This window comes from Micromonospora sp. CNZ296 (genome assembly GCF_007827635.1).
Genome location: NZ_VISW01000002.1, coordinates 186,805 through 209,151, shown reverse-complemented (window position 1 = coordinate 209,151; position 22,347 = coordinate 186,805). Strand labels below are relative to the sequence as shown.

Annotated in this window: 15 protein-coding genes; 4 read left to right on the top strand and 11 right to left on the bottom strand. The window is 72.6% G+C overall.

Going from position 1 to position 22,347, the window contains the following annotated elements:
• Positions 1 to 79: 79 nt before the first annotated feature.
• Positions 80 to 2,035, bottom strand: a complete 1,956-nt coding sequence (locus FB455_RS03850; protein ID WP_013285700.1) for an elongation factor G — start codon at positions 2,033 to 2,035, stop codon at positions 80 to 82.
• A gap of 107 nt (positions 2,036 to 2,142) precedes the next feature.
• Complete coding sequence (locus tag FB455_RS03845; RefSeq protein ID WP_236619317.1) at positions 2,143 to 3,198, bottom strand: glycoside hydrolase family 113 protein; 1,056 nt, start codon at positions 3,196 to 3,198, stop codon at positions 2,143 to 2,145.
• A gap of 52 nt (positions 3,199 to 3,250) precedes the next feature.
• On the opposite strand from FB455_RS03845, the gene FB455_RS03840 reads away from it, so the two are divergent.
• Together FB455_RS03840 and FB455_RS03835 are read left to right on the top strand one after the other, a co-directional pair.
• Positions 3,251 to 3,832 (top strand): TetR/AcrR family transcriptional regulator, encoded by a 582-nt coding sequence (locus tag FB455_RS03840; protein WP_145752233.1) that lies wholly within the window; start codon positions 3,251 to 3,253, stop codon positions 3,830 to 3,832.
• 325 nt (positions 3,833 to 4,157) lie between these two features.
• A complete protein-coding gene (locus FB455_RS03835) occupies positions 4,158 to 6,497 on the top strand; it encodes a lysylphosphatidylglycerol synthase domain-containing protein (RefSeq protein ID WP_145752230.1) in 2,340 nt (779 codons plus the stop codon).
• A gap of 54 nt (positions 6,498 to 6,551) precedes the next feature.
• Here FB455_RS03835 and FB455_RS03830 read toward each other — a convergent pair whose 3' ends face one another.
• From FB455_RS03830 to FB455_RS03785, 9 genes are all read right to left on the bottom strand, one after another.
• Complete coding sequence (locus FB455_RS03830; RefSeq protein ID WP_232236605.1) at positions 6,552 to 8,789, bottom strand: hypothetical protein; 2,238 nt, start codon at positions 8,787 to 8,789, stop codon at positions 6,552 to 6,554.
• Positions 8,790 to 8,850: 61 nt separating this feature from the next.
• Complete coding sequence (locus tag FB455_RS03825; protein WP_222434129.1) at positions 8,851 to 9,750, bottom strand: SDR family NAD(P)-dependent oxidoreductase; 900 nt, start codon at positions 9,748 to 9,750, stop codon at positions 8,851 to 8,853.
• Positions 9,751 to 9,863: 113 nt separating this feature from the next.
• Positions 9,864 to 11,525 (bottom strand): RICIN domain-containing protein, encoded by a 1,662-nt coding sequence (locus FB455_RS03815; RefSeq protein WP_071095585.1) that lies wholly within the window; start codon positions 11,523 to 11,525, stop codon positions 9,864 to 9,866.
• A gap of 56 nt (positions 11,526 to 11,581) precedes the next feature.
• Positions 11,582 to 13,093, bottom strand: a complete 1,512-nt coding sequence (locus FB455_RS03810; protein ID WP_145752228.1) for a family 43 glycosylhydrolase — start codon at positions 13,091 to 13,093, stop codon at positions 11,582 to 11,584.
• 23 nt (positions 13,094 to 13,116) lie between these two features.
• Positions 13,117 to 14,586 (bottom strand): family 43 glycosylhydrolase, encoded by a 1,470-nt coding sequence (locus FB455_RS03805; protein ID WP_145752225.1) that lies wholly within the window; start codon positions 14,584 to 14,586, stop codon positions 13,117 to 13,119.
• 250 nt (positions 14,587 to 14,836) lie between these two features.
• Entirely contained in the window at positions 14,837 to 15,289 is a 453-nt protein-coding gene (locus FB455_RS03800; protein ID WP_013285689.1) for an OsmC family protein, read from the bottom strand.
• The gene (locus FB455_RS03795) at positions 15,282 to 16,076 is read right to left on the bottom strand and encodes a TIGR02452 family protein (RefSeq protein WP_186466374.1); all 795 of its coding nucleotides are present in this window, start codon (positions 16,074 to 16,076) and stop codon (positions 15,282 to 15,284) included. The genes FB455_RS03800 and FB455_RS03795 overlap by 8 nt, the downstream gene beginning before the upstream one ends.
• Before the next feature lie 152 nt (positions 16,077 to 16,228).
• Entirely contained in the window at positions 16,229 to 17,926 is a 1,698-nt protein-coding gene (locus tag FB455_RS03790; protein ID WP_145752221.1) for a GMC family oxidoreductase, read from the bottom strand.
• A 43-nt stretch (positions 17,927 to 17,969) separates the two neighbouring features.
• On the bottom strand, positions 17,970 to 19,250 hold the full coding sequence (locus FB455_RS03785) for an ABC1 kinase family protein (RefSeq protein ID WP_255368056.1): 1,281 nt from the start codon (positions 19,248 to 19,250) through the stop codon (positions 17,970 to 17,972).
• Positions 19,251 to 19,715: 465 nt separating this feature from the next.
• Between FB455_RS03785 and FB455_RS03780 the strand changes: the two genes are divergently transcribed.
• On the top strand, positions 19,716 to 20,924 hold the full coding sequence (locus FB455_RS03780; RefSeq protein ID WP_013285685.1) for a HEAT repeat domain-containing protein: 1,209 nt from the start codon (positions 19,716 to 19,718) through the stop codon (positions 20,922 to 20,924).
• 358 nt (positions 20,925 to 21,282) lie between these two features.
• The gene (locus FB455_RS03775) at positions 21,283 to 22,176 is read left to right on the top strand and encodes a helix-turn-helix domain-containing protein (protein ID WP_013285684.1); all 894 of its coding nucleotides are present in this window, start codon (positions 21,283 to 21,285) and stop codon (positions 22,174 to 22,176) included.
• The last annotated feature ends 171 nt before the right edge of the window (positions 22,177 to 22,347 follow it).

Here is a 22,347-nt window from a genome sequence, read left to right as displayed (position 1 = left end):
CGGGGCTCCAACGGGTACGGGCGGCGGCGGGCGCCGGTGATCCTATCGCCGCAACGCTCCCGTCACCGCCCGGCGCGGCCTACCTCGGTACGGCCCGGAACCACGCCTCCCGGTCGTCCGGGTCCGGTCCGCGCCGGGGCAGTGTCGGGGGTTCCTCGCCGGTGACCGGCGCGTAATGGTCGAAGGTGGTGGTCAGCACCGCCTCGCCGCCGGTGAGGTCGGGCAGGGCGGCGACGACCCGCGGCACCCGGGCGGACGGCAGGGTGCCGCTCACCTCCAGGTAGCCGCCAGCGACTGCGGTGTCGTGGACGACCGCGCCGAGCCGGCCGAGCAGCGCCAGCACCGTCTCGACCGCGTGCCGGGGCAGGTTGACGTCGAACCGCTCGATCGGCTGGCACACCCGCGTACCGGCCTGCCGCAGCGCGGCGGCGACCACGACCGGGGCGAGGTTGCGGAAGTCCGCCGCCACCGTCGATATCGACTTGTCGAACTTCTGGTGCGGCCTGCTCTGCCGGGGCCAGTACCGGGACGCCGTCATGGTGACAGTGCAGTCGGTGACCGGCCAGCCGTGCCGGCCCTGCCGCAGCGCGGCCCGCACGCCCTCCTCGGTGGCGGCGACGAAGGCGGGTGGCAGCCGGCCCGGCTCGATCCCGGGACGGAACTCGATGCCGTGCCCGGCCGGTGCGGCGTCGATGCGCAACCCCAGCCCGGCCAGGTACGGGTTGCCGCGCTCGCGCAACCGCTCCTCGGCGGCGCCGGTGCCGGCGACCCGTTCGATGCAGGCGGTGAGCGTGCCGGAGAACCGCACCCGGACGCCGTAGCGGTCCTCCATCAGGGCGGCGAGGACCTCCTTCTGGACCTCGCCGTGCAGGCGGATCACCGCTTCCGCCTGCTGCTCGTCGAGGCGCAGGTCCACGAGCGGGTCCTCGTCGGCCAGCTCGGCCAGGCCGGCGAACATCGCCAGGCGCTGCGCCGGGTCGACCGGCTCGACGACCGCCTGCCGGGTCGGTGGCGGGAACCGGTAGCCGTGCCGCCGTGGCGGGTCGCCGATGTGCTGGCCGATCCGGGCCGACACCCCGCGTACCGCCGCGATCTGCCCGGCGGAGACCGACCGGCGCACCAGCACGCCGGCGGGCTCGATGACGGCGATCTCGGTGACCGGCTCCGGACGACCGCCGGCGAGCTGCACCCGGTCCCGCACCCGCAGACGCCCGGACCACAACCGCAGCCAGGCGCGCCGGCCGCGCCCGTCCCGGTCGACGGCGAAGACGGTGCCCGCCGGCGGACCGTCCCGCGCCTCGCCGTGCGGGAGCAGGTCGGCCAGGACGTCGCACAGCCGGCGTACCCCGGCACCGGTGATGGCCGAGCCGCACACCGCCGGGACCAGCTCGGCGCCTCGTACCGCGCGGCGGAGCGCCCGGCGGACGTCGCGGACACGTACCGGCCGGTCGGTCAGCCAGCGTGCCGCCACCGCGTCGTCGACCTCGGCCACCTCCGCCACCACGGGTTCGGCGTCGAGGTCCACGGCATGCACCAGGGCCTCGCGGCTGCCCTGGCCGGTGACAGTGGTGAGCAGGACCGGCCGCGCCCCGAGCCGCTGCCGCACCTGGGCCGTCGCCCGGTCCACGTCGGCGCCGCCACGGTCCACCTTGTTGAAGAAGAACACAGTCGGTACGCCGATGCGGCGCAGCGCCCGCCAGATGGCGACGGTCTGCGGCTGGACGCCCTCCACGCTCGACACCACGAGCACTGCAGCGTCGAGGACGGCCAGCGACCGCTCGACCTCCGCGATGAAGTCGGGGTGGCCGGGGGTGTCCAGCAGGTTGATGCTGAGGTCACCGATGGTGATCGAGGTGACGGCCGCCCGGATGGTGATGCCGCGGCGGCGTTCCAGCTCCATCGAGTCGGTCCGGGTCGTGCCGGCGTCGACGCTGCCCGGCTCGGCCACCGCGCCCGCCTCGTAGAGCAGGCGTTCGGTCAGGCTGGTCTTTCCGGCGTCAACATGCGCGACGATTCCGAGGTTCAACAGGGCCAAGGCGGAGCTCCACGGTAGGACGGGCAAGGGTCCGAAGCGTGGAAGCTGCTCGCATTGTCTCTCCTGGTGACAGTCGTGGTGGCGGCGCTCGCCGCCGGTGCGCAGTCCTACTTTGCCCGTCCGCCGCGACCACCACCACCGAATTCGGTCCGGCTCAGCGCACGGACGCGGCCGTATTCGGCCAGGGCGTGAAAGGCGGCCTTGGGCGTCCACGAGCCGTCCGGCAGCACGCGCACGATCCCCCGTGACGCCAGGTCGTAGTCGTGCTCGGGGTCGCCGGTGGTCGGCAGGTGCCGGTTCGCGAACGTGTACACGAACGCCGCCTCCGCCCCGCCGGCCTCGTAGTCGCGCAGCAGGTCGACGAGGTAGCGTGCCTGGCCCTCCTCGTCGCGCTCCAGCTCCGCGGTCAGCTTCGCCGCACGGCCGTGCTCGTCGTAGGCCACGGGCTCCGTCGCGCCCGCGACGTCGGCCGCGCCGCGGAACGTGCAGCAGCCGAACTCGGTCGCCGCGTACGGCTTGCCCTGCCCCACGGCCGCCGCCAGGGACTGCGGGAACACCGCGGAGTTGGTCGCGTCACGGTAGCCGGCGTCGCTGGCGATGATGTCGAAGGCCGTCCAGTCGACGTCCTCGAGCGGGATCGAGGCGTACCCGACGGGGCCGCCGAAGCGCTCCCGCACCGCGGGCACCGCTTCCGCGAGGAAGTCGCGCACCGCCGCCCGCGCGGCGGGGACCGCCTCCCGCATCCGCATCGGGTCGGTGAACACCGCCATGCGCTCGGTCAGGTCACGGCCGGGCAGGAAACCGTCGGTGAACAGGGAGATCTCGGAACCGGTGAGGTAGACGACCGGGGCGCCGTCACGCCGCAGCCGCTCGGCCCGCTCGGCGCCGTCGAGCAGGAACGCCATGAGGCCGTCGCGGTCCAGGCCGTTGGTGAACGGGCAGTACCACACCTCCAACCCCGCCTCGGCCGCCAGCCGCGCGGTCAGCTCCAGCCGGTCCTGCACGCCGCCCGTGACGCGGACCGCGTCGCAGCGCAGCTCGTCGCGGATGACACGCAGGTCGCTGCGCACGACGTCGGGGTCGAACGGCTCGTGGGTGGTGGATCCGGCGCTGACGAAGCCGGTGTCGTAGTTCATGCCGAAGACGCGCATCGAGAACTCCACTCTTAGGGTACGACGCGTACCCTATAAGGTACGGCGCGTACCCTGCAAGGCTATGAGCAGGAGGCGACGGGGCGAGGAACTGGAACAGGCGATCCTGCGGGCCGCGGCGGAGGAACTACGCGAGTCCGGATACGCGGGGATGACGATGGACCGGGTGGCCGCCCGCGCCGGAACCAACAAGAACGCCATCTACCGCCGGTGGCCGCACCGGGCGGCGCTCGGCGTCGCGGCGTACCGCCACCTGTCCGACGCGGCCATGCCGAATCCGGACACGGGCACGCTGCGAGGCGACGCGCTCGAGATGCTCCGGCTCGCGAACGAGACGTGGTCGTCGCCGCACGGGGCCGTCCTGCGCGGCCTGCTCGCCGCCGCGGCCGACGATCCGGAGCTGCTCACGCTCATGCGCGAACGATCCGGCGCCGACACCATGGACCGTGCGTGGACCGGGATGCTGGAACGGGCCGCGGCCCGGGGCGAGGCGCCTGCGGCGGCCGTCCGTCACCGGGTGGCGACGGTACCGATGATGCTGCTGCGCGCCGAGTACGCGATGCGCGGCGTCCCGTCCGTCCCCGACAAGGTGCTGGTCGAGATCGTGGACGAGGTGTTCCTGCCCCTGGTACGTGGTCGCGGCTGACGCCACAGTTCATCGGCGGGCCCGCGCGATGTCGAGGCGCCGGCGCAGCACCCGTGGAGCGCGGGCGAGCACACCCGGGCCGTACCGGCGGCCGCCACCGCCCACAGCGGCAGCGCACCACCGTGGGCCACCAGGACGATCACCAGCGTCAGGACGAGGACCGGCGGCAGCCCGACGAGCGTCTCCACCGCCTTGTCCACCACCAGCTGATTGTCGCCCCCGACGGGTTGACCGGTGGCGAACCGAAGCATCCGCCGGGTCGGCGATCCGTAGGGTTCGGATCGACAGCAGGCATCTGCGCCGACTGAGGGGCGGCCGAGGACCGGTGGCAGCGCGTACGCATCGCCCGTCGCCCGCCCTGCTGGTCAGCCTGGCCACCTCGACCGGTCTGCTGGCAGCGCTGAGCGCGGCCGTCCGGAGCCGCCGGGTGCCGCCCTGGGAACGGGACCTGTTCGCCCTCCTCAACCACCTTCCCGCCGGGCTGACTCCGGTCCTGGTCCTGGTCATGCAGCTCGGCTCCTACCCGGCGGTGTTCGTCGCCGCCACCGCGGCCGTCCTGGCCCGCCGGATCGGCACGGCGTGGAGCCTGCTGCTGGCCGGGAACCTGGCGTACTGGCTCGCGGTCGCCGCCAAGGCCGCGGTCGCCCGGCAGCGGCCGGCGGCGTTGCTCACCGATGTGGTCCTGCGGGAGACGATCACCGGACGGTACGGATACCCCTCGGGACACGTCGCGGTCGCCACCGCCCTGGCGCTCGTCGCGGCGCGGGCCGGGGGCACCCGGTGGCGCCGGGCGGCCTGGGTGGCGATCGCCCTGGTGGCCGGGGCCCGGATCCACGTCGGGGCGCACCTGCCGGTCGACGTGCTCGGCGGGTTCCTCGTCGGCTGGCTCGCGGTCTGCGTGACACGGCTCGTGGTCGGCGAGGTCGGGCCGCAGCGGTCGGTGCCCGCCCTGCGGGCGGCGCTGCGGCGACGCGGGATCGACGTGGCAGGGCTGACGCCGATCCACGGTGACGCCCGGGGTTCGCAGCCGTGGCGGGCGGTCACCACCGGCGGGCGGCAGTTGTTCGTCAAGGTGACCGGCGGCGAGCAACGCGACGCGGACTGGGCCTACAAGCTCTACCGCCGGGCGCGGTACCGGCACGTGGCCGACGCGCCCCCGTATCTGAGCGCCCGCCAGCAGAGCGAACACGAAACCTGCATGACCCTGCTGGCCGAGCGCGGGGGCGTGCGGATCCCGGCGGTCGTCACGACCGCCGCGATGTCCGGCGGGGACGCCGTCCTGGTGCAGGAGTTCATCGACGCCGCCCCGCTGCACGCCGTCGTCGGACCGGTCCCGCCCGCCGCCGTGCGCGACGCGTGGGACCAGGTGGGTCGCCTGCACCGGGCCGGCATCGCACACCGCGACCTGCGCGCCGCGAACGTGCTCGTCGGCCGGGACCACGTCTACCTGGTGGACCTGGGCTTCGCCGCCGACGACGCCCCGGCCGACCAGCGGGCCCGTGACGTCGTCGAGCTGATGGTCGCGCTGTCCACGCGGGTGGACCCCGCCGCCGTGGTCGCCGCCGCGGTCGACCGTCTGGGCGCCGCGGCGGTCGCGGACAGCGTGCCGTTCCTGCAACCCGCGGTGCTGTCCCGCGCCGGCCGCAGCGCCCTGCGCGGCCGTCCCGGCATGCTCGACAGCCTCCGTCAGGAGATCGTGCGGCGCTGCCCCGACCGCGACCGCCCGGCGGCGAAGGTGGTCCGGTTCAACCGCCGCACCGTCCTGGAGCTGCTGATCCTGGGGCTGATCGTGCACCTGCTGCTCCCGCAGCTCGGCGAGATACGCACCGCGGCGCGTCTGATCCTGCACGCCGATCCGCTCGCGGTCGCCGCGGCGCTGCTCGGCTCAGCTCTGACCTACCTGCTCAGCGGCGTCGTGCTCCGGCTCGCCGCGGCCAAGCGGATCCCGCTGGGCGAGGCCACCCTGGTGCAGGTGGCCGCGTCGTTCGCCAACCGGCTGGCTCCCGGCAGCCTCGGCGGCGCCGCGCTCAGCCTGCGGTACCTGCACCAGAGGGAACTCACCACCGCCGACGCGGCCACTGCCGTCGGTGTCTCCCGCGCCGCCGGTGCGGTGTCGGTCGTGCTGCTCCTGCCGGTGCTGCTGCCGTTCGCCCGCCGGCCCGCCCGCATCCTCACCCATGACGCGACCAGGGCGATACCGCTGCTGCTGGGTGCCCTGGCTGTGTTGCTCGTCCTGGCGGCCGTCCTCGCCGCGCCACGGCTCCGGCGGCGCGGACGCGACGCGGCCGGCCAGGTCGTCACCGCCCTGCGCGCCCTGACCCGTCAGCACGGCCTGTGGTGGCTCGTCGTCGCGTCCACGGCGCTCACGCTCACCTACGGCCTCTGTCTCTACCTCGCGCTTCTCGCCACCGGCCCGCTCCCCCTCGCGCACCTGCCCCCGGTGATCCTGGTCTGCCTCGTCGGCGAGGGCGTCTCGTCCGCCGCGCCCACCCCCGGCGGGCTCGGCGCCACCGAGGCCGCGCTCGTCTCCGGGCTGCTGCTCTACGGAGTGCCACTGGACGCCGCCGTCGCGGGCACCCTGATCTACCGTCTCGCGACGTTCTGGCTCCCGGTACCGCCGGGGTATCTGGCCCTCCGGCTCCTGACCCGCCGCCGGCTGCTGTGAGCGCCGGGCGGCCGCCGGTCGTCGCGGCGGCCGGCGGCGGTACGCGGGGCGGCCTCAGCCGGGGGCACCGGCCCGGATGTCGTCGACGAGTTCCCGTACGGCCTCCCGGTACTCCGGCTCGGTGTGGTAGTGCCAGTGGCGTTCGACGGGCGGCGGCACGGTGTCCGGCGCCTCCACGACGACGCTGCGCGGATCCCGCAGCCGGACGTCGACCGCCTCGGCGGCCGGGGGCAGGTGGGCCCGCAGAGCCGGGTCGGCGAAGATCGGGCCGCCGATCGGATCGGTGTCGCGCCACAGGTTGCGCCAGCGCCAGCCGATCCGGTCGCCGACGTCGCGCAGCGCCTCCTCACCGAGATAGGCGGGGTAGAGGCGGGCGTAGATGCGGTGCAGTGGACTGCCGTGGGTCAGCAACGCGACGTGGGGCAGGGCCTCCGGCGGCAGTTGCAGGACGGTGGCGGCGGCCAGGACGGAGCCGTGGCTGTGTCCGGAGATCACCACCGGGCCCTGCGCGGCGAGCGCGGAGACCCGCCGGGCCAGCTCCGGTACGGCGCGGGCGGCGTAGCACGGCGGCGCGAACGGGTGCACCGTACGCGGCCAGAACGTGCCCAGGTCCCACAGGACGCCGACGAGCCGGCGGGTCTCCGGCGACCGGTACGCCCGGTAGCCCAGGATCAGCAGCCCGATGACGAGCAGACTGATGGCCCAGATGCCGACGTCCGTCACGTACGCGGTCAGCACGGCGAGCGTGTCGTGCCGGCGGCCGAGGCGGGCGACGAGCTGGGTCGGGCCGATCCCGATCAGGTCGAGCGCGACGGTGGCGAGCCCGACCGACGAGATCACGAAGAACGCCACGAACGTCGGCCCCAGTTCGTCGGTCACGAAGGACCGGGCGATCGTCGAGCGGACCGCGTCGAGTCGTGGTGTCGCCTCGGCGGGCGCGTCGGGATAGTCGTGCTCGACCACGTGCCGCGCGTACGCCCGCCGCCGGCGCCGGGCCACCGGCAGGGTGACGGCGATCGCCGCGCTGACGACCAGCAGAGCGGCGAGCCCGGCCAGCGCCGCCCACCAGTACCCGACGGGTGGTTCCAGCGGGCCCAGGGCGGGTGGGTTGTTCCGGATCGGGTCGGGGATACGGCCCCGGTCGAGCTGGTCCGCCGTCCGGAACACGAGCGTGGCCGTGTAGGCCGAGGCGACGGTGACCGACATGGCGGCGACCAGCGGTGTGCCGAGCCCCCGGAGCAGGGCGCGGGAACCGGCCGGCCGGGCGCGCCGGCGCACGAGCGTCACCGCGGCGATCAGGACCAGCATCAGGCCCTGCGCCGCGACCAGACCGGCGACGGCGCCCTCGTAGCCGGGCATCTGCCCGGCCGGCACGGGCACCTCCCGCCGGGACACGGCGTACCCCAGGCTCGACACGGTGGCGACCGCGACCAGGATCCAGACCACGCGGCGCAACGGCCCGGCCCGCCCGGCGGGGACCGTCACTGTCAGCAGCACGGCGCAGAGGACCACGAGCCCGGCGGTGAGGCCGAGCAGCCCGACGGCGACGGCGCCCCACCGGCCGTGCGACACCGCGACGACGAGGCTGACGCCGACGGTGCCGGCACCGAGACCCACGTGGATCTGGCGCAGCCACGAGGTCATCTGCTCGTCGTGCCAGACCCCGGGGGCGGCGAGACTCCCGGTGGACTCCAGGAACCGCCCGCGCGGCGGGGCCGAGCCGAAGCCCTCGAAAGCGGCGGCCGACCGCTTCCCGACGGCCCAGAACACCCGCAGCGCCAGCAACGGGACCAGTGCCAGCACGGCCAGGCGCGGGCCGATCGGCAACGCCACCAGCCACGACAGGTACGGTCTCCCCTCCCGGCACTCGGCGTACGGGACGCACTGCCAGCCGGTCAGGTTCATGGTGACCCCGACCAGCGCCAGCGTGAACGCCACGGTCAGCGATCCGGCCAGCAGGCGGCACAGCCCGCCGAGCAGGCCGCAGCGGTCCACCGGCGTGGAACGCATCCACACCGCCAGGTTGCTCAGCATGAACGGCAGCAGCACCAGCATCGACGCCGTACGCACCGCCACCCCGGCGGTCAGGGTTCCCCACCGGTACGCCTCCACCACCACCCCGGCAGTCGCGCCGCCGGCCGAGCCGAGCCCTTCCCGGACCCGGTAGAACCCGGCGTGCCCGTCGCCGGCCACACGCACCACTATCGGATGGTCGACGATCGTCTCCGCCGACGCACCGGACACCCCGTGGATGCGCAGCTCGACGCCTCTGTCGCCGCCGGGTATCTCCACTATCGAAGCGTCACAAAGACGGCCCGCCCCGCGCTGCCGAACGCGGAACAGAGGGCCGCTGTCACCTCATGCCGGCCGCGGCGGCGGTAACCGGGTGCGGACCGGACCGGACGGGAAACCGCACGCCGGTGAGGTCCTCGGAGACGGCCCAGAGCCGCTGCTGGACGGCCGCCTCGTACGACTGCGGGCTGGAGGTGACCAGCCGGGGGTGACCCTTCACCTCGTACCGTCCGCCGGGGCCGTAGTACTGGCCGCCGAGCACGGCGGGGTCGGTGGCGGCCCGCAGCGTGGGCAGCGCGCCCATCGCGGGTGTCTGGGTGATCAGCGGCGCGAGCCAGGTGAGCGGGAGCCGCAGGGCCGCCGGGGTGTTGCGGGCGAGTTCGGTGCTGGACATGCCGGGGTGCGCGGCCACCGCGACAGTGGTGCCGTACGGGGCGAGCCGGCGTTGCAGCTCGTACGTGAACATCAGGTTGGCCAGCTTGGACTGCCCGTACGCGGCGGCCCGGCCGTACGAGCGCTCGAAGTGCAGGTCGTCGAAGTGGATCGCGGCCCGGATGCGGTGGCCGGTGCTGCTGACCGTCACCACGCGTGAGCCGGGCACCGGCAGCATCAGGTCCAGCAGCAGCCCGGTGAGCGCGAAGTGGCCGAGATGGTTGGTGCCGAACTGGAGTTCGAAGCCGTCCCGGGTGGTCCGCTTCGGGGTGTACATCACGCCGGCGTTGTTGACCAGCAGGTCGATCCGGTCGAACCGGGACCGCAGCGCCGCCGCGGCGGTGCGGACGGAGTCGAGCGAGGTCAGGTCAAGCGCCTGCACGCTCACGTCGCCGGTGAGGCCGGCTGCGGCCCGCTCGCCCTTCCCGACGTCGCGGACGGCGAGCACGACCGAGGCGCCGCGCTCGGCCAGTCGCCGCCGAGCCTCGCGGCGGCCTACCGGGCCGAGCCCGAACTGGCCCGCCTGCACCTGGAGATGGCGGACTCGCTGACGATGGCCCTGACCGCGACCCTGCTGGGCGTGCTGCCCCGGGCCTGACCGGCTGCCCCGCGCGCCACCGGCGCTGCGGGGCAGCCGGACCGTCAGCACCAGGTCAGCGTCGAGTTGACCCGCGTGACGTTGCTGATCGTGTTGTTCGCCCCGCCGCACGGGCTCTGGGTGATGTTCGTGTTGGTGACCGTCAGGTTCTGGAAGCGGATACCGGAGGAGATCGGGAACTCGGTCCGCGAGGCGATCCGCACCTCACCACCGCCCGTCACCGTGCCGGACACCCCGGCGATGGTGACGTTGTAGCAGTTCTCCACGAGGATCGAGTTGTTCCCGGTGTTCGAGATCGTCACCCGGTCGATGACCGCGCCGCCGGACTCCGACACGCAGAAGACCCCCCGGCCACCGCCGGACGCGATCACGGTGCCGACCCGGATGTTCGTCGGGTACGAGCTGCCGACCCGGCCGTTGCGGTTGGCCATCCGGAACGCCGCGTACCCGGTTCCGGTGCCGGCGCCCTGCGCGTCGACGGTGCCGACTGTGGCGTTGATCGTGTCGTTGAGCAGCAGGCCGGAGTAGCCGGTGTTGCGCGCGGTGACGGTGCCGATCGTCAGGCCGTCCACGCCGTACGTCTCCACGCCGTGCGCGCCGGTCCCCGACACGTACACGGTGTCGATCCGCACGTTGCGCACCTTGACCGCCCGGTCGCCGCCGTGGTTGTCGATCCGCACCCCCAGGCCGCCGGACAGCCGCATGTCGATCTGGCCGAGCGTCAGGTTGTTCACGTTGCGCATGAAGATCCCGTACAGCGGCGCCCCGGTGAGGGTCAGGTTCTGCACCTCGACGTCGGTGGTCCCGCGCGAGTACACGGGCGCATAGTCACCCGACCCCGAGCCGGTCACGTTGATCGTGCCGCAGACCGCGAGCGTCGTGTACGACGGCAGCGACAACCGCGACCCCGCGCTCATCGACCCGGAGCCGCGCACCACCACCCGCTGCTTCGCGGTCCGTCCCGCCGGCAGGGAGTTCACCGCTGCCTGCATCGCGGCGAGCATGTCCCCGCCCGAGTACACGGTCGACGATCCGTTGCGCGCCGTCCAGGTGCCGCCGTTCAGCACGGCCTCGGCCTGGTAGGAGCCGCTGCCGCACCCGGTGGACGGCGGCGGCGTGGTCGGCGTGCCGCCGGTGCCCACCCGGACCATCTGCCACTGCTGGTTGGTGCCGTTGAGATCGGCGTACTGGCTGACCCGGGCGCCGTCGGCGGTCGACCTCTCCCAGACCTCCAGTGCCTTGCCGGAGTGCCTGTTTATCAACCGGATGTAGCCGCCGTCCGAGTCGCGCACCTGGAACTGCTGGTTGGCGGCGTTGAGGTCGGGCCACTGCCGGTACTCCGCGCCGTCCGCGACGTTCCACTCCCACAGGTCGACCACCTTGCCGCTGTGCCGGGCACGGAGGCGGTAGTAGCCGCTGCCGGAGGAGACGAACTGGAACTGCTGCCACTCGCCGTCGTTGCGGGACCACTGCTGGATCGCCGCGCCGTCGCTGGTCGAGGTGTCCCGGACGTCGAGGGCCTTGCCGCTGTTGCGGTTGACGAGCACGTACCAGGCGCTGGTGTCGATGGTGGCCGCCTGCGCCGACGGCGCGGCCACCACTGCCACGCCGATCGCGGCGGCCAGCGCCGCCACCAGGGTCAGCGCCAGGCCGGCGCGCCGGCCCCGGCGGGCGCCGGGCGGCGACGTCACTGCGGGGTTGAGCATCGTTCGACCTCCGAGAAAGGGGTACGCCGAGTCCGGCGCAGCGGTTGTCGGGGCGCCTACTCCAGGTGGAACGTGGCCGCGGCCCGGTCCGCGCCCGTACCCACCGTTTCGAGCTGGAGCAGTCCGTCCCGGTGGCGGACGTACCGGCCGGGGTAGTTCTGCGATTCCAGGGAGAGCCCCTCGGTCGTGGCCAGGCCCGGTCGGCGCTGGAAGCTCGCGTCGCCGTCGAACAGGGCCGAGCCGTCGTCGCGTTCGACGGAGAGAGCGAAGGCCCGGTGCCGCAGGTAGTAACCGGGGAAGTTCGTCGACTCCAGCGACACCGATCCGGCGCCGGCGAGACCGGGGACGAGGCGGAACTGCGAGTCGGCGAGGTTGGTGACGTTCGGTTCGACCCGGGCCCGGTAGTCGTAGTGCCGGACGTAGGCGGCCGGGAGATCGTGCGAGCGCAACCGGACCGGTGTGGCGCCGTCGGGTACGGGGATGCCGAGGTTCGGCGTGCCGTCGGCGTTCCAGTACAGCTTCTGGATCCGGGTCCGCCGGTTCGGGTCGTTGAGCGGATCACCGCTGATGTCCCGGTAGTTGCGGTCGTGGTAGACCAGGATGTCGCTCTGCCCGTCCTCGGAGACGGTGAAGGAGTTGTGGCCGGGGCCGTACTGGCCGGTGGCGGCGTTGCTCGCGAACACCGGGGTCGGGCTCTTGCTCCAGGAGGCGGGGTCGAGCAGGTTCGCGCCGGCCGACGCGGTGAGCATGCCGAGGCAGTAGTTCGCGTCGGTGGCGCTGGCCGAGTACGTGAGGAAGACCCGGCCGTTGCGCTGGATCACAGCCGGTCCTTCGGCGACGCGGTAACCGCGGGTCTCCCAGTCGTACGCCGGCACGACCAGCCGGGCCACCGGGCCGGTGATCTGCCACGGTTCGGCGCCCGTCCGGGCGAGGTAGACGTTGGAGTTGGTGGCGATACCCGGTTCCTGCTGGGCCCAGGTCAGATACCGCACCCCGTTCACCACGAACGTCGAGGCGTCCAGGCTGAACGTGTCCCACGGGGTGGTGATCCGGCCGCGTTCGGTCCACGAGCCGGTCAGCGGGTTCGCGCTCGCGTTCTCCAGCACGTACATCCGGATCCGCCACACGTCGTCGGTCCGCCCGGCGGCGAAGTAGACGTACCACCTGCCGTTTATGAAGTGGATCTCCGGGGCCCAGATGTGGGCGCCCATCTCGCCGCTCGTGTGCCGGCGCCAGATCGTCGTCTCCGTGGCGGTGGCCAGCCCTTGCAGCGTGGTGGCCCGCCGGAGCACGATCCGGTCGTACTGCGGCACCGTCGCGGTCATGTAGTAGTAGCCGTCGGTGTGCCTGACGATGTGCGGGTCGGCGCGTTGGTCGACCAGCGGGTTGGCGTAGTTCACCGCGGGCGCCGCCTGCGCGGGGCCGGGCGCGGCGAGACCGGCGGACGCGGTGAGCATCGCGAGCGCCGCGGCCAGGATCGGCCGCAGACGACGGCGGGCCGGGTCGGCGGTGCGGGCCGGGTCGGCGGCCGTGCGGCGGGCCGGGTGGAGAAGGTGACGAGGCGACATGCGCGCCCTCCCTGGTGGCCGGTTCAGTACACGTAGGGCCAGGCAGCGGCGTCGTAGCCGATGCGGTTGACGCCGAGCAGCGACGCGCCGTTCTCGGCGTAGTAGTGGTAGAAGAGGACGTCGCCGTCGGTGTCGGCGAGGACCGCCTGGTGGCCGGGGCCGTGCACGCTGCCGTGCGAGGCCAGGATCTGCGTGCCGCCCTCGGCGAGCATGTCCCGGCCCGCGCGGTCGACGAACGGCCCGGTGGGGCTCGCCGAGCGACCGACCATGATCCGGTACGTGCTGGCGGCGCCCTGGCAGCATCTGTCGAACGAGACGTACAGGTAGTACCAGGCGCCGCGCTTGACCAGGACGGGCGCCTCGATGCCGGGGCCGTAGTTGGCGAGCGCGTACATGGCGGTGCCGAGCCGGCGTCCGGTGGCCGGGTCGATCGGGATCATCTTGATGCCGGACCAGAACGAGCCGAAGGTGAGCCACCAGCGGCCCTGGTCGTCGACGGTGAGGTTCGGGTCGATGGCGTTGAAGTCGTCGGTGGTCCGCGACTCGACGACGAGCCCCTCGTGGGTCCAGCTCCCGGAGTTCCCGGTGGTGCTGGTGGCCAGGAAGATCGCCGAGCGGTTGGAACCGAACGTCGACGCCGAGTAGTACAGGTGGTAGCGCCCGTTGCGGTACGACAGGTCCGGCGCCCACAGGTTGCGCGCTCCCCCGGTGTACGTGGTGGTCCACGGCGCGCCGCCGGGGAAGACGGCACCCGCGTTGCGGAAGGCGATCCGGTCGGCGGAGGTCTTCAGCGCGATGCCGTCACCGGTGTGCGCGACGAGGTAGGTGCCGTCGGGTCGCTTGACCACCGTCGGGTCGTGGACGCCGATGTCCCCGGTCACCCGGCCGGGCTGCGGGTAGGCCGGTGCCGGGGTGGTGGGCGCAGGGCTGGTGGGTGCCGGGGTCGTCGGCGTGCCGCCGCCCAGCCGGATCAGCTGCCACTGCTGGTTGGCGCCGTCGAGATCGGCGTAGCCGGCCAGCCGGCCACCGTCGGCGGTCGACCACTGCCACACGTCGACGACCTTGTTCCACTGCCGGTTCACGAACCGCACGAACCCGCCCGCGGAGTCCTGCAACCGGAACTGCTGGGTGGCCGACGAGCGGTCGGTGCTCTGCACGAGCTGGGTGCCGTCGCCGCCGTCCGGCAACTCCAGCACCTTTCCGCTGTGCCGGGACCGCACCTTGTAGAACCCGCCGCCGGCGTCCACGAACTGCCACTGCTGCACCGCGAGGTCGTTGCGCGTCCACTGGTTCACCGGCGCGTTCTCCGCGGTCGACCAGTCGTACAGGTCCATCGCCTTGCCGCTGTGCCGGTTCACGACGACGTACGACGCGGACGTGTCGACTGTCGCCGCCGACGCCGGCGGCATCCCTGCCACCACACCCGCGGCGAGGACGGCCGCCGCCGAGACCACGACCGCGGCCGTACGCGTCGTCCGAGCGGTCCCTGTCACCGAAACCTCCTGCGCTCGGCCGCCTCCGGCTCCCGGAAGCACGATCGGGGGCGAAGGATGATGGCGGCGGCGTTACGTCCGGGTTACCGGTCATGTTGTCGATAACATCGATATCTGTCAAGGTCTCGCTGATTTCCGCTGCAGCCCGGCGTCACATCACGGCGCACTCGTCTCACGGCGCGGGCGGTTAGTTAGCGCTAACAGAGCTGCTGACAGGGCTCCGGCCGCACGCCGGAGCCGCGTCGCCGGCTTAGCGCGGGTCGGCCGGACCCGGGTCGTTCGCGTCCACGATGGAGACCGGAGTGCCCAGCTCCACAGTGCGGGACACGGTGCAGAGCCGGTCGTGCGACTGCCGCAGCGAACGCGGCAGCACCTCTCGTGCCCGGTCACCGTCCGCGCCGTCCGGGAACGTCACCGCGAACGTGACGGTGAGGTTCTCCATCCGGTTCCCGGCCTCCGGGTCACGGATCTTGTCGCCGCTCACCGTGACGGCGAACCGGGTCGGTTCGGCGCGCCGGCTGGTCACGTGGTCGACGTCCACGGCGGTGCAGCCGCCGAGGGCCGCCAGCAGCAGTTCCACGGGCGTGAAGGTCGCGTCCTCCCCCGTACCCATCGACAGCTCGCCGCCGCGGGCGTTGCGCGCGACGTATCTGCCCACGCTGGTGCGCTCGATCTCCACCGACCGGAAGGTGTCGTCACTCATGCGACGAACCTACCGAAAAGCGTTCCGCGAACGTGCGGTACACCGGTGTGCCCGGCAACCCGTCACGAACGGCGAACACCACGAGGTCGAACCGGTCGACCACCCGGAGCGCGTCGGCGAACGCGCCGGCCACCGTCGCCGGGTCGTTCCGGAACACCCCGCACCCCCACGCGCCCAGCACCACTGTCCGATGCCCGTGCGCGGCCGCCACCTCCAGCACCCGCCGGGCGCGCCGGCCCAGCGCCGCCGGCACGTCCGCGGCGTGCTCCGGCTGATTGCGCACCATCGCGCCCAGGTTGGGCGCCGCCGCGGTCAGGAAGGACGTCGTGTACGGCTGGTCGAGCAGGTCGCCCTTGTCGTCCCGGAACACCGGCACGCCCGGCGAGTAGACGACCCGGTCGCTGTACCGCAGATCCCGCTGCGCCCGGTGGAAGGCGTAGAAGTCGGGCGCCGCGAGCAGACACGGGTACAGCGCGGACGCGCGGGCGATGCTCTCCTCCTGCGCCTTCGCGCCGCCCAGGAACCCGCCGCCCGGGTTCTTCGCCGACGCGAACACCAGACACGCCGCGCCGGGCCCGAGCCGGCGGGCCGCCTGCAACGTCGACTCGTGCGTCACCTCCAGGTCGCCGGTGCCGGGCTTCGCGCCGTCGACGTGGAGGACCTCGTCCGGCAGGTGCTCACGGGTGCCGGCGACGGCGGCGCGTACCGCCGCTTCGATCGCGATGTCCTCGCCGGCATTGTTGCGATAGCGTCCGGCTTCGGTGATCGCGACCGTCTGCCGGGCGATCTTCCGGAGACGGCCACTCCCCCGGCATACCCGTCGATGTCGTGCATGATCGGCAATCTAGGCAGTCCCTGCCGCGTCGGGCAACCGATTAGTGGCCGCCGCCGGTCGGCTCGCCGGGTCAATGGCAGCCGGTCCCGACCTCGGACCGAGGGCTACCGCCCCGCCGGCTCCCCCAGCAGCCGGTCCAGGGCCCGGTCGGCCACCGCCGCGATCGTGAGCGCCGGATTCGGTCCCACCGGCCCGGGCATCGCCGAGCCGTCGAGCACGTAGAGGCCGGGATGACCGAACACCTGGCCGTGCCCGTCGCACACCCCGTCCCCCCGGTGGCGGCCCATCGGCGCGCCCCCGAGCGGATGGACGGTGACCACCCGGCGCAGCCACCACGCGGGGTTGTCGGTGTAGCGGCCACCCAGGACGTCGGCCACCGCTCGCATCGTGGACCGGACCGCCGCGAAATAGCCGGCGCTGGTCCGGGTCGTCCAGTCCACGTCGAGGTGGTCGCCACGCAGCCGGAACACGCCGTCCGGCACGTCCCGTCCCATACCGAGGATCGGCAGCGAGCCGGCGGAGAGCCGGCCGTCGCCGAGCAGCCGGGCCAGTCCCCCGCCCAGACCGCTGCGGGGCGAGCCGGTGAGCCGGGCCGACAGCCAGTCCACAGCGAACCGCAGCCGGCGGGCCGGGGCGCCGGACAGCCGGGACGACTCCGCCAGCCAGTCCACGAACCCGGGATAGCCGCCGTCCTGAAGATAGAAGCCGCGGCCCGGAGAGCCGTCCCCGTCGTGCGCGTCCCCCACCCGGATGGCCGTGGTGATGACGGGCCCGCGGCTGGCCGAGAAGCGGGTGGCGTCGCCGCGACGTGGTGGCCGGATCAGCCCGAGCAGATCACCGTTGCCGCTGAACCGGGTGCCGAGTGCCGGGCCGACGGCGGGCAGCCGGTGCCGGTTCCGCAGCAGCAGGTACGTGGTGCCGTACGTGCCCGCGGCGAGCACCAGACGGTCACAGGTGATCGTCCTGCCCGGCCGGGCGCGGCCGTCGCTCCGCCGGTCCTCGTCGGCCGGGTCGTGTACGAGATACCGGACCTCGTACCCGCCGCCGCGCCGGGGGCGGATCGACCGGACCTCGGCGCGGGTCCGCAGTTCCGCGCCGTGCCACCGGGCCGCCGACAGGTAGGTGTGGTCGAGGGTGTTCTTGGCGCCGTCGTTGCAGCCGATGTCGCACTCTCCGCACAACCGGCAGGTGCGGCGCGGCGCGGCGTGCAGGTTGCCGTACGCCGGCTCGGCGATCAGCGCGGCCGGGACCGGCTCCGCGCCCGGCCCCGGAGCGAAGCTGACCGCGAGCGGCGGGTACTGGTACGCCAGTCCCAGCCGTTCGGCTGCCGTCCTCATCGCCGCCGCCTTGGGCACCGAGCGGTACGGCGGACGGTCGGCCGGGAACCGGCTGGCGCCCAGCATCCGCTCGACCCGGTCGTAGTGCGGGTCCAGGTCGGCCCGGGTCACCGGCCAGTTCTCATGGCCGGCGCCGGGCACCGGATCCTCGGTGACGAACCAGTGCTCGTCCTTGCGCAGCAGGACGTTCGCGTAGATCAGGGAGCCGCCGCCGAGGCCGCTGGCCACCACCGACTCCAGTCCCCGGAAGGTCCACACGTCGAACAGGCCGTACAGCCCTTCGCTCGGATCCCAGAACGCCCGGCCCATCTCCTGCGGCGTACGCGGGAAGCTGCCCGGCGGGTACTGCCGCCCGCGCTCCAGCACCACGGTGCGGCGGCCCGCCTCCGCCAGCCGGTACGCGGCGACCGAGCCGCCGAATCCGGAGCCGACGACCACCGCGTCGACGTGCTCGTGGGTTTCCATGTTCCGGTCTCCTCTCGGAGCGCGTGGATCAGGGGCGCGTGGGTCAGGGGCGCGTGGTCAGGGAGGCCGTCTCCTGGAGTCCGCGGAGCACGTAGGGCACCGCCTCGGCCTGGAAGTCGATGTCCGGCGCCAGTTCGCGCACCGAGCCCTCGAGCACCAGCAGGGCGAGGATCGGGAAGACGAACTGCGGGTCGGCGTACAGGCCGCGGGAGCGCTGGATGGCGAAGAGCGAGGCCGCGAAGGACACCAGGTCGAAGTCCGCGGCCGCGACCGAGCTGTTGCGGGCCACCAGCGCCACCACGTCCTCCCGGAAGCCGTCCCGGTCGTACCCGCCGCCGGGCGCCCGGGCCGTCGACAGCAGGACCTCGGCGCAGCGTCGCCCGTCGTTGCGGCCGAGGTGGTAGAAGAACTCGGCGAAGGTACGGCGCGCGAAGTCGGTCAGACAGCGGACGAAGCCCGCGTCGACGATCACCGCCGTCCCGTCCGCCATCAGGTAGAGGTTTCCCGGATGCAGGTCACAGTGGACGAAGCCGTCCCGGAAGAGCATCTGGTAGGCGGCCCGCAGCCCGTTGAGCACCGCCGTCCGGCGAGCGCCTGTCGGCTGGGCGTCGCGTACCAGCCCGTCCATCCACTCCGTCACCAGAACCGTGCGGCTGGACAGCTCGGGCACGACGGCCGGCACCCGGACATCGGGCAGGGTGTGCAGGTTCTCCCGCAACCGGGTCAGCGACCGGGCCTCGCGGACGAAGTCGAGTTGCTCGTACACGGCCGCCGAGACCTGGTCGACGATCTCCGCCAGCGGAACCCGGCGCAGCGCCGGCAGCCGGCCCACCGCGCGGGCGACGGCGCCGACCAGAGCCAGGTCGAGCCTCATGGTCCGGTCGATTCCCGGCCGCCGCACCTTGACGGCCACCTCGCGGCCGTCCCTGAGCCGTGCGCGGAAGACGCAGGCGATGCTGCCCGCCGCCGTGAGGGTCAGCCCGGACGCCTCCCCGACGACGGAGCCGGTCAACCTCGGCGGCACGGTCCGGACGACCGCGGCGATGTCGGACGGCGGTGACACCCGGTCGTGCAGCCGGGACAGGCTCCGGCAGAGCCGGGGAGGCAGCACGTCGGACCGGGTGCTGAGCACCTGTCCCAGCTTGACGTAGGCCGGGCCGAGCCCTTCGACGGCATCGGTGAGCGTGGCCGCCACCCGCTCCCGCGGGGCGACCCGGCCGGCGCCGCCCGGACCGGTCCGGCGCAACGCGTCGACCAGCAAACGGGCGCCGAGCCGGCCGGTCCAGCCGGCCAGCAGGACGGCGACCGTTCCCGCCCGGACCACGAGTGACAATCGTACGAACATTGATTCCCGCACCGCTTTCTCCCGACCTCGACGACGGGGGGAACAATAGTTCGCAACGACCCCCGACCGGGTTTCTCGAATGCAGGAGAGCAAGACTTCGCAGTTCTCCGGCATTCGCAGTTACGCGTTCTTGCTGCGCTGCGCCGGACGGTTGACGCCGCGCTGCCGCGCTGCCAACCCTGGAGGGGCACCACCGCAGGCGGGGCCATGGCATGTGGAGCAGCGGCCAGCGGAGCCGGCCGCCACCGGGCGGCTTCATGGTTCTTCGCCTGCGGCCCGAATCCTGAACCGGCAATGAGGTCGCGAATGGTTCGCACTCGGTCTGCAGCCGGTGCCCGTATTCGCCATCCGAGGCGGAACCCCCGATGACTGCTCCGCATCGGGATCCGCCGCACGCATAACACAGGCACCGCAATCACCAGAGATGAAAGGGTGATCACGAAAATGACGCTCCAATCCATCGGCCTGTCCACCGGGGGCCGGGACCGCGCGCCGCAGTGGGAGCATTACCTCAAGGGTGACCCGGCGCTGCTGAACAGCGAGTTCGGCGACATCCTGGACCGGGACGCCGTCCGGCTCGACATCCGCACCGACGACCAGGTGGCGTACGAGGCGCTGCACCACCCGGACCCGATGGTTCGCGAGCAGTCGCTGTACCAGGCGATGGACCGCCGGCTGACCGGGACGATCGACCTGATCGCCGAGAGCATCGCCAGCGACGAGAACCGCGAGGTGCGGTGGAACGCGCTGTGGGCGCTGGAGAAGATCGGCGGCCCGCGGGCCCTGCAGGTCATCGAGCGGCACATCGACGACGACGACGCGGACGTCGGCGAGTGGGCGCGGTTGTTCAGCTCCGAGCTGCGCACCGGCGTGCCGGCCTTCGACAACCGGTCGTTCACCTGGGACGGCGACCGGACCTTCGACGAGACGATCCTGCTCAACATCCACTGCGACGTCTACGTCGCCCTGGACGAGACGGGCCGCAACTGGGGCAAGATCTCCCTGTCCCCGCAGGGACTCGCCCGAAGCTACGGGCAGGCGCACGCGTGCCCGAACGTGGACACCCGCAACCAGAAGCTGATCATCAGCAAGACGCTCTCCGGCCTGCACGACGACGGCTCGCCGCACACCGAGAACTTCGTGTTCCGGGGTCTGACGAACCACGCCAACGCCGGTCGGGGCAGCTTCTACTTCGAGTCCCGCGGTCTGCGCCCGGTCTTCCTGTCCGGCCGCGCGGACGACGACAGCCTGGGCCACCGCAACGAGATGGTCGCGGCCAAGCGCAGCGGTGAGTGGACCCTCGACCCGCAGATCCAGATCAAGGGCGAGTCGGCCATCCGCTACGTCCGGGGCCGCGTGCACACCTGGGGGTACGTCAACTTCGACACCATGGCGGGCAGCTCGCTGGAGGAGGTGCTGTTCCCGGGCAACAGCATCCTCGGCACCCTGGACACCCCCACGGGGCCGCTCGCCAACGCGTTCATCGTGGGCACGTTCAAGGGCAAGCTGGTCGACTGGGACGGCGACGGCAAGATCAACGTCAACTCCCTCGACATCTACTCCACGCTCGACGGGGACGTCGACTCCGACCAGGACGGCGTAGCCGACATCCCGGGCGTGCAGTTCTGCCCGCGCACCAACTGGATGAACTGAGCTGATTGGTCTCCGGGGCGGACGGCGAATGCCGGCCGCCCCGGAGCCGTATCTGTGGATTCTTTGGCGGGCCGATGACGACAATCAGTGTCTTTGCCACAGTCAGGTCTTTCCGCCGTCGACATCACGCCATTGGTGAGGACATTAGCAAGATTGCGACTATACGCACAGCGTGACGAGCTGTTGACTGAACGCTCAGCGGCGCAGCCGGCAGAACGTCAGTTCGAGTGCCTGGAGGCGTACGAATCTCGGGCCTTTGTGCCCGGATGAGGACTGGTCGGCGGCAAGGAGAGACGCCCGCCCGGACTCCGTCGGACCACCGTCCGATGCTCAAGTAAATCCTAGGGGAGGCCATACGATGACCACCGCCGATCAAGCATGGCGACAGGGGGGGAACTGTATGGATTGCGCCCAATTCATGACGTGCAGCACCCTGGGCGTCTGCCTCGGCAATCCTACCGACGCGGCCCGGCTGGATTCCGTCACCCGAGCCGTCGAATACATGACTGAATATCTTTCGGAACCTCAGCGGCTGTCCGACATCGCCCAGGCCGCATTGCTCAGCCCGTTCCACTTCCACCGGGTCTTCCGACACGTCACCTCCACCACGCCCGCGCGGTTCCTGACCGCGCTACGGATGGCTCAGGCCCGGAACCTCCTTGTCAATTCGAACCTGTCGGTGACCGAGGTCTGCATGGCCGTCGGCTACTCCAGTCTCGGCACCTTCATCAGCCAGTTCACCCGGCTGACCGGGATGTCGCCGCGTCGGTTCCGGTCCGCGATGTCCGTCTTCGGCCAGGTACGACTGAGCGAGCTGACCGATCCGGCCGCCGACCGCCACTGCGCCCCGGGCCCGGTCGGCGCCGTAACCGGAGGACCGAGCGGCGGCGGGTGCGCGGTGCTGGCGCTGTACCGGTCGGAAGAGCCCGACGACGTCCCGCTGACCTACGGCGTGCTGGAGACCAACCGTCTCAGCCGCATCCGGCCGCTGGCCGACGGGGCCTACCACGCCGTGGCGCTCGGGTTCGACAAGACCTCGACGCTGTCCGACGTGCTCGGCGACAACGGCCGGCAGGTGGAGTTCGTCGGCACGGGCGGCGCACCCATCGTGGTCCGCGGCGGGCGCACCTTCCGGACCTTCCAGGTCGCGCTGCGGCGACCTCGCCCCATCGATCCTCCGCTGCAGCTCACCTCGTCGGTGCTCGCCCTCGCCCAGCGCAGGCGTCCGCAGCTGCTGGCTACCGGCAGCTGACGACGCAGGACGGCGCGTCCCCGACGAGGGGGTGCCGACACCGCGGCGCCCGACCCCGTAAACCGGGCGGGGGCCGCGCCTGGGTGAGGCGGGGGAGGGCCCCCCGGCCCCCCCCCGGCGCGGCGCCGGGGCGCCCCCCCCCCGGGCGCTCGCCGATCGAGCAGCCGCCGG

Coding starts and splice junctions, on each gene's coding strand:
- FB455_RS03780 (WP_013285685.1), top strand. CDS start 19,716: ATGACGCTCCAATCCATCGGCCTGTCCACCGGGGGCCGGGACCGCGCG.
- FB455_RS03775 (WP_013285684.1), top strand. CDS start 21,283: ATGACCACCGCCGATCAAGCATGGCGACAGGGGGGGAACTGTATGGAT.
- FB455_RS03840 (WP_145752233.1), top strand. CDS start 3,251: ATGAGCAGGAGGCGACGGGGCGAGGAACTGGAACAGGCGATCCTGCGG.
- FB455_RS03790 (WP_145752221.1), bottom strand. CDS start 17,926: ATGGAAACCCACGAGCACGTCGACGCGGTGGTCGTCGGCTCCGGATTC.
- FB455_RS03810 (WP_145752228.1), bottom strand. CDS start 13,093: ATGTCGCCTCGTCACCTTCTCCACCCGGCCCGCCGCACGGCCGCCGAC.
- FB455_RS03815 (WP_071095585.1), bottom strand. CDS start 11,525: ATGCTCAACCCCGCAGTGACGTCGCCGCCCGGCGCCCGCCGGGGCCGG.
- FB455_RS03800 (WP_013285689.1), bottom strand. CDS start 15,289: ATGAGTGACGACACCTTCCGGTCGGTGGAGATCGAGCGCACCAGCGTG.